The organism is Micromonospora sp. NPDC005174 (genome assembly GCF_040608495.1).
In the GTDB taxonomy this organism is placed as follows: Bacteria; Actinomycetota; Actinomycetes; order Mycobacteriales; family Micromonosporaceae; genus Micromonospora.
This window is the reverse complement of the sequence record NZ_JBEXIJ010000024.1, coordinates 46,516-65,546: the sequence shown is the minus strand read 5'-3', so window position 1 is coordinate 65,546 and position 19,031 is coordinate 46,516. Positions and strand designations below refer to the sequence as shown.

Annotated in this window: 19 protein-coding genes; 11 read left to right on the top strand and 8 right to left on the bottom strand. The window is 71.4% G+C overall.

The window, feature by feature from the left end; genetic code table 11:
- Nucleotides 1-4 precede the first annotated feature (4 nt).
- From ABZU91_RS23575 to ppdK, 3 genes are all read right to left on the bottom strand, one after another.
- Entirely contained in the window at nucleotides 5-1,261 is a 1,257-nt protein-coding gene (locus ABZU91_RS23575) for a deoxyguanosinetriphosphate triphosphohydrolase (protein WP_355244228.1), read from the bottom strand.
- Nucleotides 1,258-1,605, bottom strand: coding sequence for a VOC family protein (locus ABZU91_RS23570; RefSeq protein WP_355244226.1), 348 nt, complete (start codon nucleotides 1,603-1,605; stop codon nucleotides 1,258-1,260). Before ABZU91_RS23570 ends, ABZU91_RS23575 begins: the two co-directional genes overlap by 4 nt.
- Before the next feature lie 155 nt (nucleotides 1,606-1,760).
- Nucleotides 1,761-4,469, bottom strand: a complete 2,709-nt coding sequence (ppdK, locus tag ABZU91_RS23565) for a pyruvate, phosphate dikinase (RefSeq protein ID WP_355244225.1) — start codon at nucleotides 4,467-4,469, stop codon at nucleotides 1,761-1,763.
- Between the two features lie 271 nt (nucleotides 4,470-4,740).
- Between ppdK and ABZU91_RS23560 the strand changes: the two genes are divergently transcribed.
- Both ABZU91_RS23560 and ABZU91_RS23555 read left to right on the top strand, forming a co-directional pair.
- Entirely contained in the window at nucleotides 4,741-6,438 is a 1,698-nt protein-coding gene (locus ABZU91_RS23560; RefSeq protein ID WP_355244326.1) for a beta-N-acetylhexosaminidase, read from the top strand.
- Nucleotides 6,439-6,937: 499 nt separating this feature from the next.
- On the top strand, nucleotides 6,938-7,597 hold the full coding sequence (locus ABZU91_RS23555) for a C39 family peptidase (RefSeq protein WP_355244222.1): 660 nt from the start codon (nucleotides 6,938-6,940) through the stop codon (nucleotides 7,595-7,597).
- Nucleotides 7,598-8,004: 407 nt separating this feature from the next.
- Here the strand turns inward: ABZU91_RS23555 and dusB are convergent, their stop codons facing one another.
- The 4 genes from dusB to ABZU91_RS23535 all read right to left on the bottom strand — a co-directional run bounded on the left by dusB (nucleotide 8,005) and on the right by ABZU91_RS23535 (nucleotide 11,581).
- Nucleotides 8,005-9,177 carry a tRNA dihydrouridine synthase DusB gene (gene dusB, locus ABZU91_RS23550; RefSeq protein WP_355244219.1) on the bottom strand — a complete coding sequence of 391 codons (1,173 nt, stop codon included), beginning with the start codon at nucleotides 9,175-9,177 and terminating at the stop codon, nucleotides 8,005-8,007.
- Nucleotides 9,178-9,241: 64 nt separating this feature from the next.
- Nucleotides 9,242-10,621, bottom strand: coding sequence for a glycine--tRNA ligase (locus tag ABZU91_RS23545; RefSeq protein ID WP_234587283.1), 1,380 nt, complete (start codon nucleotides 10,619-10,621; stop codon nucleotides 9,242-9,244).
- Nucleotides 10,622-10,735: 114 nt separating this feature from the next.
- The gene (locus ABZU91_RS23540; protein WP_355244215.1) at nucleotides 10,736-11,215 is read right to left on the bottom strand and encodes a hypothetical protein; all 480 of its coding nucleotides are present in this window, start codon (nucleotides 11,213-11,215) and stop codon (nucleotides 10,736-10,738) included.
- Nucleotides 11,216-11,239: 24 nt separating this feature from the next.
- Complete coding sequence (locus ABZU91_RS23535) at nucleotides 11,240-11,581, bottom strand: antibiotic biosynthesis monooxygenase (RefSeq protein WP_355244213.1); 342 nt, start codon at nucleotides 11,579-11,581, stop codon at nucleotides 11,240-11,242.
- 29 nt (nucleotides 11,582-11,610) lie between these two features.
- Between ABZU91_RS23535 and ABZU91_RS23530 the strand changes: the two genes are divergently transcribed.
- The 9 genes from ABZU91_RS23530 to ABZU91_RS23490 all read left to right on the top strand — a co-directional run bounded on the left by ABZU91_RS23530 (nucleotide 11,611) and on the right by ABZU91_RS23490 (nucleotide 16,898).
- On the top strand, nucleotides 11,611-11,868 hold the full coding sequence (locus tag ABZU91_RS23530; RefSeq protein WP_355244210.1) for a hypothetical protein: 258 nt from the start codon (nucleotides 11,611-11,613) through the stop codon (nucleotides 11,866-11,868).
- Between the two features lie 54 nt (nucleotides 11,869-11,922).
- A complete protein-coding gene (locus ABZU91_RS23525; protein ID WP_355244208.1) occupies nucleotides 11,923-12,873 on the top strand; it encodes a metal ABC transporter substrate-binding protein in 951 nt (316 codons plus the stop codon).
- A complete protein-coding gene (locus ABZU91_RS23520) occupies nucleotides 12,870-13,631 on the top strand; it encodes a metal ABC transporter ATP-binding protein (RefSeq protein ID WP_355244205.1) in 762 nt (253 codons plus the stop codon). The genes ABZU91_RS23525 and ABZU91_RS23520 overlap by 4 nt, the downstream gene beginning before the upstream one ends.
- A gap of 2 nt (nucleotides 13,632-13,633) precedes the next feature.
- Nucleotides 13,634-14,500, top strand: coding sequence for a metal ABC transporter permease (locus tag ABZU91_RS23515; protein ID WP_355244202.1), 867 nt, complete (start codon nucleotides 13,634-13,636; stop codon nucleotides 14,498-14,500).
- A 113-nt stretch (nucleotides 14,501-14,613) separates the two neighbouring features.
- Nucleotides 14,614-14,913: a metalloregulator ArsR/SmtB family transcription factor gene (locus tag ABZU91_RS23510; RefSeq protein ID WP_282257156.1), complete on the top strand. Its 300-nt coding sequence runs from the start codon at nucleotides 14,614-14,616 to the stop codon at nucleotides 14,911-14,913.
- The gene (locus ABZU91_RS23505; protein WP_355244198.1) at nucleotides 14,910-15,308 is read left to right on the top strand and encodes a Fur family transcriptional regulator; all 399 of its coding nucleotides are present in this window, start codon (nucleotides 14,910-14,912) and stop codon (nucleotides 15,306-15,308) included. The genes ABZU91_RS23510 and ABZU91_RS23505 overlap by 4 nt, the downstream gene beginning before the upstream one ends.
- Before the next feature lie 6 nt (nucleotides 15,309-15,314).
- Nucleotides 15,315-15,758: a GNAT family N-acetyltransferase gene (locus ABZU91_RS23500; protein ID WP_355244195.1), complete on the top strand. Its 444-nt coding sequence runs from the start codon at nucleotides 15,315-15,317 to the stop codon at nucleotides 15,756-15,758.
- 125 nt (nucleotides 15,759-15,883) lie between these two features.
- Nucleotides 15,884-16,492 carry a hypothetical protein gene (locus tag ABZU91_RS23495; RefSeq protein WP_355244193.1) on the top strand — a complete coding sequence of 203 codons (609 nt, stop codon included), beginning with the start codon at nucleotides 15,884-15,886 and terminating at the stop codon, nucleotides 16,490-16,492.
- 238 nt (nucleotides 16,493-16,730) lie between these two features.
- Nucleotides 16,731-16,898, top strand: coding sequence for a hypothetical protein (locus ABZU91_RS23490; RefSeq protein ID WP_355051277.1), 168 nt, complete (start codon nucleotides 16,731-16,733; stop codon nucleotides 16,896-16,898).
- Between the two features lie 33 nt (nucleotides 16,899-16,931).
- Here ABZU91_RS23490 and ABZU91_RS23485 read toward each other — a convergent pair whose 3' ends face one another.
- Complete coding sequence (locus tag ABZU91_RS23485; protein ID WP_355244190.1) at nucleotides 16,932-18,977, bottom strand: acyl-CoA dehydrogenase family protein; 2,046 nt, start codon at nucleotides 18,975-18,977, stop codon at nucleotides 16,932-16,934.
- Between the last annotated feature and the right edge of the window lie 54 nt (nucleotides 18,978-19,031).

Genomic DNA, 19,031 nt, shown 5'->3' with positions numbered 1-19,031 from the left:
TAACCTAAGTTGTCGAGGTGCCCGCCATCGGTGCGCCGTCGCCGACCAGACGCGTGTGCCAGCTCACCGCCGCCGGGTCGGTGAGCGAGGCGACCTGGTCGATCACGACCCGCAACCGGGCCGCGTCATCCGGCGCGGCCCGCCACAGCGGAGCGAAGATCGGGTCGAGCCCGTCCGGTGCCCGCCGGACGAGCGCGGCCACCAGTTCGGCCAACATCGTCCGCTGCTGCTCGTAGCGACCCCGAAAGCCGCTGCGCCGCATCACGTAGCGCAGGGCGATGCCCTTGAGCAGCGCACACTGCGCCCGGACCAGCCTCGGCACCACCAGATCGGCGGCGTACCGACGGTGCGGGCCCGGCCCGTACCGCTCCTCCGTGGCCGCCACCGCCGCCGACACGAACCGGCCGGTCAGGCCACTCGTGGTGGCCTTCAACGCGACCTGGGCGCGGTGGCTGCCGTCGTACGCGGCGAGCGGGGCGAGCAGCGGGTCGGCCAGCAACGCGACCAGCACCTCGGCCAGGTCGCCCGGGGACTCCCCCGAGTACGTGGCGGCCACGTCGGCACAGAGCGCGGCCCGTTCGTCGGCGTCGGTGAGCAGCGGACGCAGTGTGACGTACCCGCCGTGGATGCCGTCCTCGACGTCGTGCACCGAGTACGCGACGTCGTCGGCCCAGTCCATCACCTGCGCCTCCAGGCAGCGCCGGTCGCCGGGCGCACCGGCCCGGAGCCACTCGAAGACCGCCGTGTCGTCGGCGTACACCCCGAACTTGCGCTGCCCCGGGCGGCGCGGCCAGGGATACTTGCCGATCGCGTCGAGCGACGCCCGGGTCAGGTTCAGCCCGGCGGACGACCCGTCCGGGGCGAGCACCTTCGCCTCCAGGCGGGTCAGCACCCGCAGTGTCTGCGCGTTGCCCTCGAAGCCGCCGCAGGGCGTCGCGAGCAGGTCCAGCGCGGCCTCGCCGTTGTGCCCGAACGGCGGATGCCCCAGGTCGTGGGCGAGCCCGGCGACGTCGACGACGTCCGGGTCGCAGCCCAACCGGGCACCCATCTCACGCGCGATCTGGGCCACCTCCAACGAGTGCGTCAGCCGCGTACGCAGGAAGTCGTCGGTGCCGGCGGTGTGCACCTGCGTCTTGGTGGCCAACCGGCGGAACGCGGCCGAGTGCAGCACCCGGGCACGGTCACGCTCGTACGGCGACCGACGGTGGCCGGTGTCCTTCGGCGGCTCCACCACCAACCGATCGGCGGGATCGCTGCTCACTGCTCAGGTAACACGCAGAACTCGTTGCCCTCCGGGTCGGCGAGCACCGTCCACTGCACGTCGCCCTGGCCGATGTCCACGTGCCGGGCGCCCATGTCGACCAGACGCTCGACCTCGGCCTCCCGGTCGGCCGGGCGCAGGTCGAGGTGCAGCCGGTTCTTGCGCACCTTGCCCTCGGCCACCGGGCCGAAGAAGATGGCGGGGGTCCGATCCGCGGACTGGCGAATCTCCACGCCGCTCGGCTTCTCGGTGACGATCTGATAGCCGAGCGCCTCGGCCCACCAGCGGGCCAGCCGCGCCGGATCGCGGGCGTCGACGGTGAGGCTCTCCCAGACGCTTGTCATTCAGTCACCCTTCCCGTTCGACGGCGTGCACAATCAGCCGTTTGCGAGCGAGCCAAGGTTACGCCCGTCGCGGCCTCCTGATGCGCCCCCGACCCTTCGGCGGGTGGCGAACGCCAGCGGCGGCCCGGTCCCCCGGGCCGCCGCCGTGCCGCGCGTCAGCGACTGTCCGAGCCGTCGGTCTCCACGGCCGCCCGGCCGGCTTCCAGGCGTGCCACCGGCACGCGGAACGGCGAGCAGGACACGTAGTCCAGCCCGACCTCGTGGAAGAAGTGCACCGAGTCGGGGTCGCCACCGTGCTCACCGCAGATACCGAGTTTCAGCCCCGGCCGGGCGGCCCGGCCCTCCTCGGCGGCGATCCGGATCAACCGGCCGACGCCGTCACGGTCGATCGACTCGAACGGCGAGATGCCGAAGATGCCCAGCTCCAGGTAGCGCCAGAAGAAGGCACCCTCGACGTCGTCGCGGGAGAAGCCCCAGCCCATCTGCGTCAGGTCGTTGGTGCCGAACGAGAAGAACTCGGCGGCCTCCGCGATCTGGCCGGCGGTCAGCGCCGCCCGGGGCACCTCGATCATCGTGCCGATCAGCACCTCGACACCGCTGTCCCCGACCACCTCGGCGATGATCTTCTCGGCCTCGGCGCGTACCGTCTCCAACTCCTGCACGGCCCCGACCAGCGGCACCATGATCTCGGGTCGGGCGACGCCGCCCGCGCGGACGACCGCGACGGCGGCCTCGGCGATGGCCCGGACCTGCATCGCGAACAGGCCGGGGATGACCAGGCCGAGGCGTACGCCCCGCAGCCCGAGCATCGGGTTCTCCTCGTGCATCCGCCGGACGGCGGCGAGCAGCGCCTCCTCCTTGGCCACGTCCTCGCCGCGCTCCTGCGCGACCGCCACGTTGACCGCGAGCTGCTCCAACGGCGGCAGGAACTCGTGCAGCGGCGGGTCGATGAGCCGGACGGTGACCGGCAGGCCGTCCATCTCCCGGAAGATCTCCTCGAAGTCGGCCCGCTGCAACGGCAACAGCGCCGCCAGCGCCGCCTCCCGCTCGCCCGGGGCGCGGGCCAGGATCAGCCGCTCGACAAGCTCCCGCCGATCGCCGAGGAACATGTGCTCGGTGCGGCACAGCCCGATGCCCTCGGCGCCGAAGCGCCGGGCCCGGGCCGCGTCCGCGCCGGTGTCGGCGTTCGTCCGGACCGTCAGCCGCCGCTTCCCGTCGGCGTGCGTCATGATCCGGTGTACGGCTCGCACCAGCGGATTGTCGACGTGCTCGGCGTCGAGGCTGCCCTCGAAGTACTGCACGACCTCGGACGGCATGACCGGCACCTCACCCAGGTAGACCTTGCCGGTGGTGCCGTCGATGGAGACGACGTCGCCCTCGGTGACGGTCCGCCCGGCCACGGTGAACCGTTTCGCCGGCACGTTCACGTCGATCTCGTCCGCGCCGGAGACACAGGTCTTGCCCATGCCCCGGGCCACCACTGCGGCATGGCTGGTCTTGCCGCCGCGCGAGGTCAGGATGCCCTGCGCGGCGATCATGCCGTTCAGGTCGTCCGGGTTGGTCTCCCGGCGGACCAGGATCACCGACTTCCCCTCGGCGGCCAGCTCGACGGCCCGCGCGGAGGTGAAGACGACCGCACCGGACGCCGCGCCGGGCGAGGCGCCGATGCCCGTGGCGACCGCCTCGAACTCGTGGTCGAGCTCGAAGCGGGGGAACATGAGCTGGGCGAGCTGCGCCCCGTTGACCCGGTGCAGCGCCTCGTCCTCGTCGATCAGGCCCTCGTCGACGAGCTGCCCGGCGATGACGAACGCGGCCGCGGCCGTTCGCTTGCCCACCCGCGTCTGCAACATCCACAGCTTGCCGCGCTCGATGGTGAACTCGATGTCGCACAGATCCCGGTAGTGCTCCTCCAACCGAGCCATGATCGACAGCAGCTCGTCGTAGGAGGACTTGTCCAGCCGCTCCAACTCCTGCAACGGCACGGTGTTGCGGATGCCGGCGACGACGTCCTCGCCCTGGGCGTTGGCCAGGTAGTCGCCGTAGATGCCCTGCGCCCCGCTGCCCGGGTCGCGGGTGAACGCGACACCGGTGCCGGAGTCGGGGCCGAGGTTGCCGAAGACCATTGTCACCACGTTGACCGCGGTGCCGAGGTCGGCCGGGATGCGCTCCTGGCGACGGTAGAGCACCGCGCGCTCGGCGTTCCACGACTCGAAGACGGCCCGGATCGCCAGGTCGAGCTGCTCACGCGGCTGCTGCGGGAACTCCCGGCCGGTGTGCTTGACGAAGATGTTCTTGTACGCGTCGACGAGCCCCCGCAGGTCGTCCGCGTCCAGGTCCAGGTCGTTCTGCGTACCCCTGGCGCTCTTGACCTCGTCGAGGGCGTGCTCGAACTCCTCGCCCGGCACCTCGCAGACGGTCTTGCCGAACATCTGGATGAGCCGGCGGTACGAGTCCCAGGCGAAGCGGTCGTTCTGGCCGGCCTGCGCGGCGAGTCCCACCACGCTCTGGTCGTTGAGGCCGACGTTGAGGACGGTCTCCATCATGCCGGGCATGGAGAACTTCGCACCGGACCGGACGGACACCAGCAGCGGGTCTCCCGGGTCGCCGAGCCGCTTGCCCATCTCCCGCTCCAGCGCCTGGAGGTGCGCCTCGATCTGACCGGCGAGGCCGTCGGGCTCCCGGCCGGTCGCGAGGTACGCCTGGCACGCCTCGGTGGTGATGGTGAAGCCGGGCGGTACGGGCAGGCCGAGGTTGGTCATCTCGGCGAGGTTGGCACCCTTGCCTCCGAGCAGGTCCTTGAGGTCCTTGTTGCCCTCGGAGAAGTCGTAGACGTACTTGTGATCGTCGGTCTTTTGCGCTGCCACCAGAGCCTCCCACGCGCGCCGGATTGACACTTAACGAAGGTTCAGGGCGAAAGGTTAAGCGAAGATCGGGTGACCTGGGACCGTTCGGTGACAATAGGCACAGCCGTCACGACTATCCGTGTTCGTACCGGTTTCTGGGAACGCTTCCACGCGCACGATCACGCAATTTCCCCGGTCCTCGTATTGTTGACGACACTGATTTACCGAAGCTCGCTTTTGCCATATCCGACGCGAAATAACCCCTTCCGGAGCCGTCGTGTCCACCCTCGGAATCTCCTCCCCCACGCCCGATCCGACCACCGCCGACGCTGCCGTCCTGCACCCGCACGAGCCGGAGGCCGGCGACCTGGCGGCGCTCGCCGCCCGAACGGCCGGCGACGACCTGCTCGCCCCGCCGGTACGCCTCGACGACGTCGTGCCGGCACCGGAACTCCTCGAAGCGGACCCCGGGACGACGTTCGTGCTCGCCGGGGACACGGCCATCCGGGTCACCACGCACCCGGGCGCCCGGGAGGTGGCCGACCACCTTGCCGAGCTGCTCCGACCGGCGACCGGACTCCCGCTGCCCGTCGCCGACGCGCTCGCAGTCGACCCGGCCGGCCCGATGACGCTCACCCTGGCCGGCACGACACCGCCGCCCCCGGCCACCACCGGCGGAAGCGCCGACCTCGGGGCGGAGGGCTACCGGCTCGACGTGGGCAGCAGCGAGGTGCGCGTCGTCGCCGAGACCACCGCCGGTCTCTTCTACGGCGTCCAGACGCTCCGGCAGTTGCTCCCCGCCGCCGTGGAGAGCCCGACCCCGGTGGCCGGCCGCTGGGCGCTGCCCGGCGGCACGATCCTCGACCGTCCCCGCTTCCCGTACCGGGGCGCGATGCTCGACGTGGCGCGACACTTCTTCGCCGTCGAGGACGTCCTACGGGTGGTCGACCACCTGGCCCGCTACAAGCTCAACCACCTGCACCTGCACCTCACCGACGACCAGGGCTGGCGCATCGCCGTCGACTCCTGGCCGAGGCTGGCCACCGTCGGCGGCGCGAGCGAGGTCGGCGACGGCCCGGGCGGGCACTACACCAAGGACGACTACCGGCGGATCGTCTCGTACGCGTCCGCCCGGCACGTCACCCTCGTCCCGGAGATCGACCTGCCCGGCCACACCAACGCGGCGCTCGTCGCGTACCCGGAGCTGGCACCGGACAAGGTCGCGCCGCCGCCGTACACCGGCACCGAGGTCGGTTTCAGCTACGTCGACCCGGCCGACGAGCGCACGTACGACTTCGTCACCGACGTGCTCGGCGAGGTCGCCGCCCTCACCCCGGGGCCATGGCTGCACATCGGCGGCGACGAGGCGTTCAAGGTCAAGGGCGAGGTCTACACCGGTTTCGTGGAGAGGGCGCAACGGATCGTCGCCGACACCGGCAAGACCGTCGTGGGCTGGCACCAGCTCGCCCCGGCCGCACACGTCGACGGACGGGTCCTGCAATGGTGGGGCACGGACGCCGCCGACCCCGCCACCGCCGACGCCGTCCGCCGGGGCGCTCGTCTGATCGTCTCCCCCGGCAACCACGCCTACCTGGACATGAAGTACGCCGAGGACACCCGGATCGGACACGACTGGGCCGGCCTGATCGACGTGCGCCGCGCGTACGACTGGGACCCGGGCACACACGTCACCGACGTGCCCACCACGGCCGTACTCGGGGTGGAGGCCCCGCTGTGGACCGAATCGGTCACCTCGCTCGCCGACATCGAATTCCTGCTGCTTCCCCGGCTGCCCGCCATCGCCGAGCTGGGCTGGTCACCCCGTGCGACAAACGACTGGGCCGGTTTCCGCGAACGCCTGGCCGGGCACGGACCGCGCTGGTCCACCGCCGGCATCACCTTCCACCGCAGCCCCGAGGTCCCCTGGCCGGCCACTCCGACCATCCCGGGCCAACGCCCCGCCGCGACGTCGGACACCGCAGAACGCTGAAGACGCCCCGAGGTCGCCAACCCGGCGATGATCGACTCGGGATCGCCGATGTCGGGGTGTTCCGCACGCCCGGATACCCCGACATCCGCCGTGATCCACTGCCGCGTGTCGCGCCTGGGAGGTTTGTCCCATTGCGGGCCGTGCTGCGTTGTGGTCGGCGTCATCGTCGGGGCGGAATCGCGGGCCGGGCGGGGTCGTTGTACCCCCGGGTCGCCGAGCCTTCCGGGTCGCGGTGCGCGACGGCCACGGCCGGGAACACCCGCCCGGCCGGCGTCGTTACATCCCCCGCACGGCCGAGCACCACCGGCCAGCCCCCGGTCCGAAAAAGCCCCCCTGGCCTGGCGGAATGATCCGCCACCCCGGACCGTTGCACCACCCTCCGGGACAACCCCGAGCAGGCCCTGTCGGGTCGCCGGGCCGGCCCCCGTGAACGTTCCGCCCGGCACATGCCCCGGTGTGTCGTCGCGTATCCCCCGATGAAGCAGAGGAGCACGCCATCATGCGTACCGATCTGATTCGCAAGACCGCTCTGACCGCCGCTGGCCTCGCCTTCACCGGTGGAGCGATCGCCGGCCCGGTGACCGCCGCGTACGCCATGGCCGACGCCAAGCCCACCACCCAGACGGTGTCCGACCGCAAGGGTCACGGTGAGCGGGAGCTCGGCGTGCGCTACGAGGCGCAGCCGAACTTCTTCTACTGCGGCCCCGCCGCCACCCGTAACGCGCTGAGCGTGCAGGGTAAGAACATCGACGTGGACGCCATGGCCAAGGAGATGGGCACCACCGAGGCCGGCACCAACTCGATCAACGACATCACCCCGGTGCTGAACAAGGAGACCGGCAAGGCCGACGCCTACCGGTCGGTGGAGATCAGCAGCCCGGACGCTGACGCCAAGCAGACCGACACGCTGCGCGCCGACGTGGTCAAGACCGTGGACGACGGTCGGGCCGTGGTCGCCAACATCGCCGGCACCAGCACCGATACCGACGGCAACACCCACTCCTACGAGGGCGGGCACTACATCAGCGTGACCGGCTACCGCGACAACGGCAACGTCGTCACGATCGCCGACTCCGCCAACCCGGACACCGCCTCGTACCAGATCACCATCGAGCACCTGGCCGACTGGATCGCCACCCGCGGCTACGCCACCAGCTGACCCGCGACCCGCACCACCGACAAGGGCCGGACCCCACCACGGGGTCCGGCCCTTCGGCATGCCCAGGTCACGTCGCCCCGCGCCCCGCGCCCCGCGCCCCGCGCCCCGCGCCCCGCGCCCCGCGCCCCGCGCCCAAGATCCGAGCAACTTCCCCGTTGTTGCTGCCTCCGACACGCTCAAGACAGCAACAACCCCGATGTTGCGCGGATCTTGGCGACGAGCGGTCGGGCGAGGGCCCGTTGGTGGTGTCACGGGTCCTTTAGAGCTGATGTCGTAGACGAATCAGTGTGCGCCCGGCTGGAACCAGGCGCGACCAAGCGCGACCGAGGCGGGACCAAGCGCCATCGAGGCGGCGACCTGGGAGAAACAGCTTCTAGGTCGGTGATCCATCCGGGACCGGCCACCGGTCAGCCGCCGGAGTCGTCCATCTCGGCGCCCTCGGGGACGGTGTCGTCGTCCCGGCTGGCCAGCCAGCCGTCCGGGAGGGCGACCTTGCCCGGCGAGTTGGTACGGCCGCGCGGCTGCCCCAGGGCGGTCAGCGGGAAGGGCTCCGCCGGGTCGAGCTTGCCGAGCAGGTCGTCAAGCTGGGCCAGGCTCTCGATCATCGCCAGCGAGCGGCGCAGCTCGCCGCCGACCGGGAAGCCCTTCAGGTACCAGGCGACGTGCTTGCGGAAGTCGGTGCAGCCGTCCCGCTCACCCCGGGCCGGGTTGCGGGCGCCGGCCACGAACTGGTCGACAAGCAGCTCGGCGTGCCGGCGCATGGTCACCGACACCTCGCCGAGGGTGGGCAGCCGCCGCTCCGGCCGACCGTTGAAGGCGGCCTCCAGGTCGGCGAAGAGCCACGGCCGGCCCAGGCAGCCGCGACCGACGACCACGCCGTCGACGCCGGTGTGGGCGACCATCCGCAACGCGTCGTCCGCCTCCCAGATGTCGCCGTTGCCGAGCACCGGCACGTCCAGCGCCTGCTTCAACGTGGCGATCGCATCCCAGTCGGCGGTGCCCGAGTAGCGCTGCGAGGCCGTCCGCCCGTGCAGGGCCACCGCTGCCACGCCGGCCTCCTGCGCGGCGAGCCCCGCTTCGACGTACGTCAGGTGGTCGTCGTCGATGCCCTTGCGCATCTTGACCGTGACCGGCACCCCGGAGGGTGCCGCGGCGTCCACCGCGGCCTTCACCAGGCGGGCGAAGAGCCGGCGCCGCCACGGCAGCGCCGCGCCGCCACCCCGCCGGGTGACCTTGGGTACGGGGCAGCCGAAGTTGAGGTCGATGTGGTCGGCCAGGTTGCGTTCGACGACGATCCGCACGGCGGCGGCGGTGACGTCCGGGTCGGTGCCGTAGAGCTGGAGGCTGCGCGGCTGCTCGTCGTCGCCGAACGCGATCATGCGCAGCGTCTTCGGGTTCCGCTCGACGAGCGCCCGGGTCGTGATCATCTCGCAGACGTAGATGCCGCCGCCCTGCTCGCGGCAGAGCCGACGGAAGCCGATGTTGGTGATCCCGGCCATCGGCGCGAGCACCACCGGCGGCGACACCTCGTAGGGCCCGAGGGTCAACGGGCGCAGCACGGGCACGGTCGAGGCGGTCACCGCACAAGTGTACGGGGCCCCGACCGGCGCTTATCGCGTCGGCCGAGGCCCCGTGCCCGGTGTCTCAGCAGCCGGGGAGGCGCTCGATCAGGTACCGCTCGACCTGGTCGAGGGAGACGCGCTCCTGACCCATCGTGTCCCGGTTGCGGACCGTCACGGCGTTGTCGTCAAGCGTGTCGAAGTCGACGGTCACGCAGAACGGGGTGCCGATCTCGTCCTGCCGGCGGTAGCGGCGGCCGATCGCCTGCGAGTCGTCGAACTCCACCACCCAGCGCTTGCGCAGCAGCGCGGCGAGGTCCTTCGCCTTGGGCGACAGCGCCTCGTTGCGCGACAGCGGCAGCACCGCCACCTTGACCGGGGCCAGTCGCGGGTCGAACCGCATCACCGTGCGCTTGTCCACGCCGCCCTTGGTGTTCGGCGCCTCGTCCTCGTCGTACGCCTCCAGCAGGAAGGCGAGCACCGCGCGGGTCAGACCGGCGGCCGGCTCGATGACGTACGGCATCCAGCGCTCGCCCTTGGTCTGGTCGAAGTACGACAGGTCGACGCCGGAGTGCTTGCTGTGCGTGGAGAGGTCGAAGTCGGTGCGGTTGGCGACACCCTCCAGCTCGGCGAACTCGGTCCCGCCGAACTGGAAGCGGTACTCGATGTCGACGGTGCGCTTCGAGTAGTGCGACAGCTTCTCGGCGGGGTGCTCGTACAGGCGCAGGTTGTCCGCCGAGAGGCCGAGGTCGAGGTACCAGTTCCAGCGCTCCTGGAGCCAGTACTCGTGCCACTGCTCGTCGGTGCCCGGCTCGACGAAGAACTCCATCTCCATCTGCTCGAACTCGCGGGTCCGGAAGATGAAGTTGCCCGGGGTGATCTCGTTGCGGAACGACTTGCCGGTCTGCGCGATGCCGAACGGCGGCTTCTTACGGGCGACCGTCTCGACGTTCTTGTAGTTGACGAAGATGCCCTGCGCGGTCTCCGGGCGCAGGTAGTGCATCCCCTCGTCGCTCTCCACCGGGCCCAGGTAGGTCTTCATCAGGCCGTTGAACATCTTCGGCTCGGTGAAGGTGCCCTTGTTGCCGCAGTTGGGGCAGTTGACCTCGGCGAGCGAGGTGGGCGCGTGGCCGTGCTTGGCCTCGTACGCCTCCTCGATGTGGTCCGCCCGGAACCGCTTGTGGCAGAACTGGCACTCGGTGAGCGGGTCGACGAACTCGGCGATGTGGCCGGACGCCTCCCACACCTTGCGGGCCAGGATCACCGCGGAGTCCAGGCCGACGACGTCGTCGCGCTGCTGGACCATGGTCTTCCACCACTGCCGGCGGACGTTCTCCTTCAGCTCCACGCCGAGCGGACCGTAGTCCCACGCCGACCGGGTGCCTCCGTAGATCTCGCTGGAGGGGAAGACGAAGCCTCGGCGCTTGGCGAGGCTGACGACGGCGTCGATACGGTCGGCTGGCATGTTTCCTCCTACGCCGGCTGGCGGTCGGCGGGGGCGAGATGTGGATGGATCGGTCGGTTCGGGACAACGGTACGACCACCGGCGTCCCGAGCCCAGCAGAATACCGGGGGCGGGTCAGCTCACCCCGCAGACCTCCATGCCGCCGGTCTGACCGTCCTGGCCCAGGCTGACCTGCTGCCGCTCCCGCTCGCCGCCGTCGAGGGTCACGTCGACTCCGACGGTCAGGTTGGTGGTGTCCACCTCGCCCACCCGGAACCCGGTGACCTGCGGCTCGGCGGCCGCCCGCCGTTCGAACTCGGGGCGGGACTCATGCCGCTGCGCGTCGTCGCAGAGCTGGTCGTACGCCTTGCCGTAGTTGTGCTCGACGAGCGCCTGGTAATAGTCGCCGGTCACCGTGCGGCCCTGCTCGCGTACCGCCTGCACGCCGCTCACGGCCAGGCCGACGACGGCCGTGCCTCCGCCGCCACAGCAGAGCAGCACGGCCAGGGCGCCGACGCCGAGGCCGATCCAGAGCCGGGTCCGCCGACCTTCGGTGGGCGGTGCGGCGAACGGCGGAGCCACACCGGGACCGGGCGGCGGGGCGGGTGCGGTCATAGGAGCAGGGTAGTGCCCGACGGCTCAGCGGTAAGGACCAGCGGCCCGATCACTCTCGGCGACCACCACGGCTCCCCCGGGCGCGGCGTTGGCCAGCGCCTCGTACGCGGACGGCTCGTCGACCGACTCGGCGAGCAGCGGCACCGCGCTCACCTTGACCTCGAAGGCGCCCAGCGCCCGCCGGTAGGTGCCGACCGACTCCCACTCGGTGACGAGTGACCAGTACCGGGGGTCGTCCAGGGCCCGGACCAGTTGACCGCGCAGGTAGCCGGGGCAGGCGGCGAGCGCGGTGAGGGCGGCGTGCGCCCGTTCGGTGAAGCCGTCGGCGGTATCGACGTCGACCACGAACCGGTTGGTCACCAGCACCGGGGGTTCCTCCTCGTAGAGTCTGTGGGATGCAGCGTACGCAGCGCCCCCTGCTGGCCCGTCTGGCCGGGGCGAACCCGACGTCGGTGTTCCTGCTCGCCCTGGTGGTGGTGCTGGTGGCGTTCTTCACGCCGGGGGCGGTGGGTGGGGTGCTGACGTTGGCGCTAGCCGCCGCCCTGATCGCCCTGTTGGCGACCACGTGGTCGGTTCAGGCGCCGCAGACCCGGCTGATCCGGCTGCTGATGCTGACTCTGCTGGTCACGGTGGGTCTGGCGAAGCTGCTCTGACATGCAAGCATGCGTTTTTGACAATCATTGTCGTTACCACGGACAGTTGGGCACATGACCAACCGCACCACGTCCCGCGCCCTGGCCGCCGCGACCGCCCTGCTCGCCCTCGGTGCCGTCGCCGGCTGCTCCACCGGTGGCCCGGCCGGCGCCGATCCCCAACGGGTCGACGTGGTGGCCGCGTTCTACCCACTCCAGTTCCTCGCCGAGCGCGTCGGCGGTGACGACGTCCGCGTCACCAACCTGGCCAAGCCCGGGGCCGAGCCGCACGACCTGGAACTGAGCCCACGCCAGGTCGGCGACATCACCGAGGCCGAACTGATCGTCTACCTGAAGGGCTTCCAGCCCGCGGTGGACGAGGCGATCGCGCAGGACGACGATGCCCGCGTGTTCGACGTGGCAAGCGTGCAACCGCTCCTGGACGCGAGCGCCGGGGGCCACAACCACGAGGGCGAAGAGGAACAGGGCGACAAGCGGCACGAGCACGCCAAGGACCCGCACGTCTGGCTCGACCCCACCCGGCTCGCCGCCATCGGCGACCAGCTCGCCCACCAGCTCGGCACGGTCGACCCGAGCCATACCGCCGGGTACACCGCCCGCGCCGCGAGCCTGCGCGCCGACCTGACCGCCCTCGACGGCGAGTTCAGCAAGGGTCTGGCGACCTGCCAGCGGCGGGAGATCGTGACCAGCCACGCCGCCTTCGGCTACCTGGCCGACCGCTACCGCCTCCAACAGGTCGGCATCACCGGGCTGAGCCCCGACGTCGAGCCCTCGCCGCAGCGACTCGCCCAGGTCGTCGAGGAGGCCAAGGAGCACCGAGCCAGCACGATCTTCTTCGAGTCGCTGGTCAGCCCGAAGGTCGCCGAGACGATCGCCGGCCAGGTCGGCGCGAAGACCGCGGTGCTCGATCCGATCGAAGGACTCGCCCCTGGCAGCGACGCCGACTACTTTTCGGTGATGCGTACCAACCTGCAGACCCTGCGGACGGCGTTGAGCTGCTCGTGAGCACCCCCGTCATCACCGTCGAGCACGGCGCGGTCGGCTACGACGGCCGTCCCGTGCTCCAGGACGTCTCACTCACCGTGACCGCCGGAGAGGTGGTCGCGGTCCTCGGCGCCAACGGCTCCGGAAAGTCCACGCTGATTCGCGCGATCCTCGGCCTGGTGCCGCTGGGCGCCGGCTCGATCACCCTCTTCGACCGGCCGTTGCGCCAGTTCCGCCAGTGGCAGCGCATCGGGTACGTCCCGCAGCGCCTCGGCGCCGGCGGAGGCGTGCCCGCCACCGTCCGCGAGGTGGTGGCCTCCGGTCGACTGGCCCGCCGGGGCATCCTGCGCCCGCCCGGCGCGGCCGACCGGGTCGCCGTCGACGCGGCTCTGCACGCGGTCGGACTCGCCGACCGGGCCACCGATCCGGTGTCCACCCTCTCCGGCGGTCAGCAGCAGCGCACTCTGATCGCCCGCGCGCTGGCCGGCCAGCCGGAACTGCTGATCCTCGACGAGCCCACCGCCGGGGTGGACGCGGCCAGCCAGGAAGCGTTCGCCGGCGCGTTGCGCGACTTCGTCGCCGACGGCGGCACGGTCCTGCTGGTGGCCCACGAGCTGGGCCCGCTGCGACCGGTGATCAGTCGGGCGGTCGTCGTCCACCAGGGCGGCATCTGTCACGACGGCCCGGTTCCGGACCCGGCCGGCCACCACGCGGAGCCCGACCACGACCACGTGCACCCGCACGGTCCCGACGAGCCCGCCGGGCTGTGGAGCAACTGACAATGGAACTCTTCCAGTACCCCTACATGCAGCGTGCCCTGATCGGCGCGCTGGTGATCGGCCTCGCCGCGCCGGCGCTCGGCATCTACCTGGTGCAGCGGCGGCTCACGCTGATCGGCGACGGCATCGGGCACGTGGCGTTGACGGGCGTCGGCGCGGGCCTGCTCCTGAACCGCTCGCCGGTGCTGGTGGCGGTGCTCGTCGCCACCGCCGGCGCGATCGCCATCGAGTTGGTCCGCGCTCGCGGGCGTACCTCCGGCGACCTGGCCCTCGCCCTGCTCTTCTACGGCGGCATCGCCGGTGGCGTCCTGCTGGTCGGCCTCTCGGACGCCACGAGCGCCAACCTCAACGCCTACCTCTTCGGATCTCTGCTCTCCACGTCGACGGCCGACCTGGTCACCGTCGGAGTGCTCGGTGCGGCGATCCTGATCACCATGATCGCCCTGCGGCCGGCGCTCTTCGCGATCAGCCACGACGAGGAGTACGCCCGCGTTTCCGGCCTGCCGGTGCGCACCCTCAACCTGTTGATCGCGGTCACCACCGCGGTCACGGTGACCATCGCGATGCGGGCCGTCGGGGTGTTGCTGATCAGCGCGCTGATGGTGGTTCCGGTGGCCACCGCCCAGCAGGTCACCCGGGGCTTCCGCAGCACGATGACCGCCGCCATGGCGCTCGGATTCTTCGCCGCCGGCTCCGGCGTCTGGGTGGCCGCCAACGCCGACACCCCGCCGGGGGCCTCGGTGGTGCTGCTGGCGATCGCCTCGTTCCTGGTGGTGGCCGTCGCCGGCGCGATCTGGCGTGGGCTGCGCCGCCGTGCCGTGCCAGCGTCCATGACGGCCGCCGAGCCGCACGAGGTCGTCCTGGACTAGGGCGCGTTGTCAACGCCCTCGCTCGTCTGGGCCCGCCGCAGGCCCGCCAGGGGCTTCGGCACGCGCCCTCAGCCTGATCGGCGGATGTCGGTGGTATTGGTTACCGTTGCAAGATGACCAGCGCAACAGGCTACGAGGGTTTCGACGGAGCCAGCGAACTGCTCCGAGCCCTGTCGGCGCCCATCCGGCTGGCCATCGTCAGCGAACTCGCCGACGGCGAACGATGTGTGCACGAGCTGGTCGAAAAGCTGGGCGCCGCCCAACCGCTGGTCTCCCAGCACCTGCGGGTCCTGCGCGGAGCGGGCGTGGTGCGCGGCTCCCGCCGAGGCCGGGAGATCGCCTACAGCCTGGTCGACGAGCACGTCGCGCACATCGTGGCGGACGCGGTCAGCCACGCGGGGGAGGGATCATGAGCGAGAGCGGCGCCGCGGTGCGCAACACCCGGCAGCGCTCGGCGGTGAGCGCGCTGCTGGGCGAGATGGAGGGCTTCCACAGCGCCCAGGATCTGCACGCGATGCTCCGGCAGCGCGGCGAGCGGGTCGGCCTGACCACCGTCTACCGCACTTTGCAGGGGCTGGCCGACGCGGGCGAGATCGACGTGATGCGCCCGCCGGGTGGGGAGCACCTCTACCGCCGGTGCAGCGAGGGGCACCACCACCATCTGGTCTGCCGGGCCTGCGGCCGTACGGTCGAGGTGGCCGGCCCGGCGGTGGAGAGCTGGGCCGACCGGGTCGCCGCCGAGCACGGGTACGCCGACGTCAGCCACACCGTGGAGATCTTCGGCACCTGCCCCGCGTGTGCGCGCTGACCAGCCGTGCCGGATCTTCGGTTCACGCCGGTCCAGCCGGCAGGCAGTGCACTGGCACTGCTGGACTGGCAGCACATCCACAACTCGATCATCCCCACGGCTCCCCTGTCGGCCGACGAGATCGTCGCTCGCGCCCAGCGCAACATCCTCGAGGTCGCGTACCTCGACGGGACGGCGGTGGGCTGCTCCACCGTGCGGCCTCCGGCACCCGACGCCGCGACCGTGATCGCACGGGTCCTGCCCGGCAGCCGTCGGCGCGGCTACGGGGAGCAGATCTACCAGCGCGGGCTAACGCAGGCCCGCGAGCTGGGGGCGACCGCGATCGAGACCGTCGTCCTGGCGTCCAACGACGAGGGCCTGCGGTTCGCGCGCCAGCACGGCTTCGTGGAAACCGACCGGTACGTCCTGCCGGGTGACACCATCGCATTCGTGGACCTGCGGCTCGCCTGATCGCGGCTTTCTGTGGACCTGCGGCCAGTCTGATCGGGGCCCGGCTGCGGCGCTCCGGCCGAGGACCTTCCCAGGCGCCGATCGACGGGTGCCGGGCCGCTGTCGTTCGTGGCACGCTGTCCGGCGTGAAGATCTACGCCGATCGGTTTCCGACCGCCGTCCGCCAGTTGCTCACCGACCTGCTCGTCGTCATCTGGGTGTACGTCGCGATCCGCGCCGCACTCTGGCTGCACGACCTGGTGCAGAAGCTCGCCGTACCCGGACAGAAGCTGGAGGGCGCCGGCGCCGGCCTTGCCGACAACCTCGCCGACGCCGGAGGCAAGGTTCGCCGGGTGCCGCTGGTCGGTGACGAACTGACCGCGCCCTTCCAGCGTGCCGCCGACGCCGCCCGAGGGCTCGCCGACGCCGGCCGGGAGCAGCAGCACCTGGTCGACCAGCTCGCCCTCGCCCTCGCCATCGCAGTGCTGATCTTTCCGCTCGGCCTGGTGCTCTTCGGCTGGCTGCCGCTGCGGCTGCGCTGGATGCGCCGGGCCGGATCGGCCGCGAAACTGGCCGCCGGGCCAGCAGGGCGGGACCTGCTCGCGCTCCGCGCGCTGGCCACCCAACCGCTGGGTCGGCTGACCCGGATCGCCCCCGACGTCGCCGAGGCTTGGCGACGCGGCGACGACGAGACAGTCGACGCCCTGGCCGCGCTGGAGCTACGCCAACTCGGCCTACGCAACAAAAGCCGATGAGCCCGACCGTCGTCGCTCTGCTCGTGAGCGCGTGCTTCGTGCGTGAGCCCGTGTCCGTGGATCTTGGCGCATCGGCACGGCGGAGGCGGGGTGGCTGACCGTGATCGACACGAGGTCGGCGATCTGGGGGTGTCCGGGCCGCTGGATACCCCCAGATCGGTGACCTGGTGTGGATCAACCGCCTGTTACCCCCGCCTGCCGCAGTCTGCCTGCGGATCCAGGCCGTTAAGGTCGTCGGGTGTTCTACTTCCTGATCGTCATCGCCGTACTGCTGCTCGGCTACGCCGCCGTTCTGGTCTCCTTCGTCCGCCGGGGCAAGAAGATCCCACCCGCCGCGTACCTCGCCCTGGCCGGGCTGAACGGTCTGATCCTGGCGGGAGTGCTGGCCTGGGCGGTCGCACGCTGACACGGCACGCCGCGACCGGGCGCGACCGGCGGGTTACGGCTTCGGCGGGATACGGCGCCGGACGTCCTCGGCCGTGGACGGGCCGGGCTGCCAGCGGGCCACCCAGGGCAACTCGTCGGACGGGGTGACCACGCCCCCTTCGACGCTCGCGTAGCGGCCGGCGAGGATCCGCTTGGCGGCGGCGGTGTCGACCGAGTCGGTGTTGTCCCAGAGGGCCGCGAACAGGGCGTCCACCCGGACCCGGGCCTGCCGGCAGAACAGGTCGGCCAGCTCGACGTTCTCCGGGCGGGTGTCGCGCTCGGCGGTTGCCCGGACGCAGACGGCGGACATGGCGAACAGTTCCGCGCCGATGTCCACGATTCGCCCGAGGAACGCCTGCTTGCGCTCCATCTTCCCCTGCCAGCGGGACATCGCGTAGAACGTCGAGCGGGCCAGCTTGCGCGAGGAGCGTTCCACCTGGCGCAGGTGGCCGGCGAGGGGGCCGAACTCGGCGTACGCCGATGGGCTCTGGCCCTTGCCGACCGTGAGGGTCGGCAGCCACCTCGCGTAGAACGCTCCCGCGCGGGCGCCGGCGCGGGCCTTGCGGCCGAGTCCCGCCTCCGGGTCGATGATGTCGCCGGCCACCGACAGGTGGGCGTCGACGGCCTCCCGGGCGATCAGCAGGTGCATGATCTCGGTGGAGCCCTCGAAGATCCGGTTGATGCGCAGGTCGCGGAGCACCTGCTCGACGGTGGCCGGGCGTTCACCGCGGGCGGCCAGCGAGTCGGCCGTCTCGTAGCCGCGCCCACCCCGGATCTGGACCAACTCGTCGGCGATCTTCCAGGCCATCTCACTGGCGTAGAGCTTGACCAGCGCCGCCTCGATCCGGATGTCGTTGCGGTCGTCGTCGGCGAGCAGGCAGCACAGGTCGAGCATGGTCTCCATGCCGTACGTGGTGGCGGCGATGAAGGAGAGCTTCTGGGCGACCGCCTCGTGCGCGCCCACCGGACGGCCCCACTGGACGCGGTCGGCGGCCCATCCCCGGGCGACGTTCAACGCCCACTTGCCGGCGCCGACGCACATGGCCGGCAGGGAGAGCCGGCCGGTGTTCAGCGTGGTCAGGGCGATCTTCAGTCCTTTGCCCTCGCCGCCGATGACGTTCTCGGCGGGCACGAACACGTCGTGGAAGCGGGTCAGGCTGTTTTCCAGGCCGCGCAGGCCGACGAACTCGTTGCGCCGTTCCACGGTGATGCCGGCGCTGTCACCGTCCACCACGAACGCGGTGATGCCGCCGCGTCGCCCATCGGCGGCGGGCACCCGGGCCATCACCACCAGCAGGGTGGCCACGGTGCCGTTGGTAGCCCAGAGTTTCACGCCGTTGAGCCGGTAGCCGGTGCCGTCCTCGGTCGGTTCGGCGGTGGTGGCGAGCCGGGCCGGGTCGGAGCCGACGTCCGGCTCGGTGAGCAGGAACGCGGAGACCTCACCCGCGGCAAGTCGGGGCAGGAAACGCTGCTTCTGCTCGGCGGTGCCGAACATCTTGAGCGGTTGCGGCACGCCGATCGACTGGTGGGCCGAGAGCAGCGCGCCGATCGCCGGGCTGACCGAGCCGGCCAGCATGAGGGCACGGCAGTAGTGCAGGTTGCTCAGCCCCAGGCCGCCGTACTTCCGGTCGATCTTCATGCCGAACGCGCCGAGGTCCGCGAGCCCGTGGAAGACGGAGTCGGGGATGGAGGCGTCCCGCTCGATGGCCGCGCCGTCCACCTCGGAGGTGACGAAGGCGCGGAGCTGGCCGAGGAACTTCTCGGCACGGGCCATGTCGTCCGGGTCGGAGCGCGGCCACGGGTCGATGAGGTCGAGCCGGAACCGGCCGAGGAACAGCTCCTTGCCGAAGCTGGGACGGTCCCAGGTGGACTCGCGGGCCGCCTCGGCGACCCTGCGGGCCTCCTTCTCGGAGACCTGACCGGCCTCGGCGGGCAGCGGTGCGGCGGTGCCAGCGGTGGGCGGGGCAGCGGCTCCGGCGGCGGGCGGCGCAGCGGTGCCGGCGGCGGCTTCGGGATCGGGGCCGTCCGGTGCCGGTCGGCCGTCCTGTGTCGTGGTCACGGCTGCCCCCTCGAAACTCGATGTGGCTGCGTCGACGTGCGCGACTAACGCCAC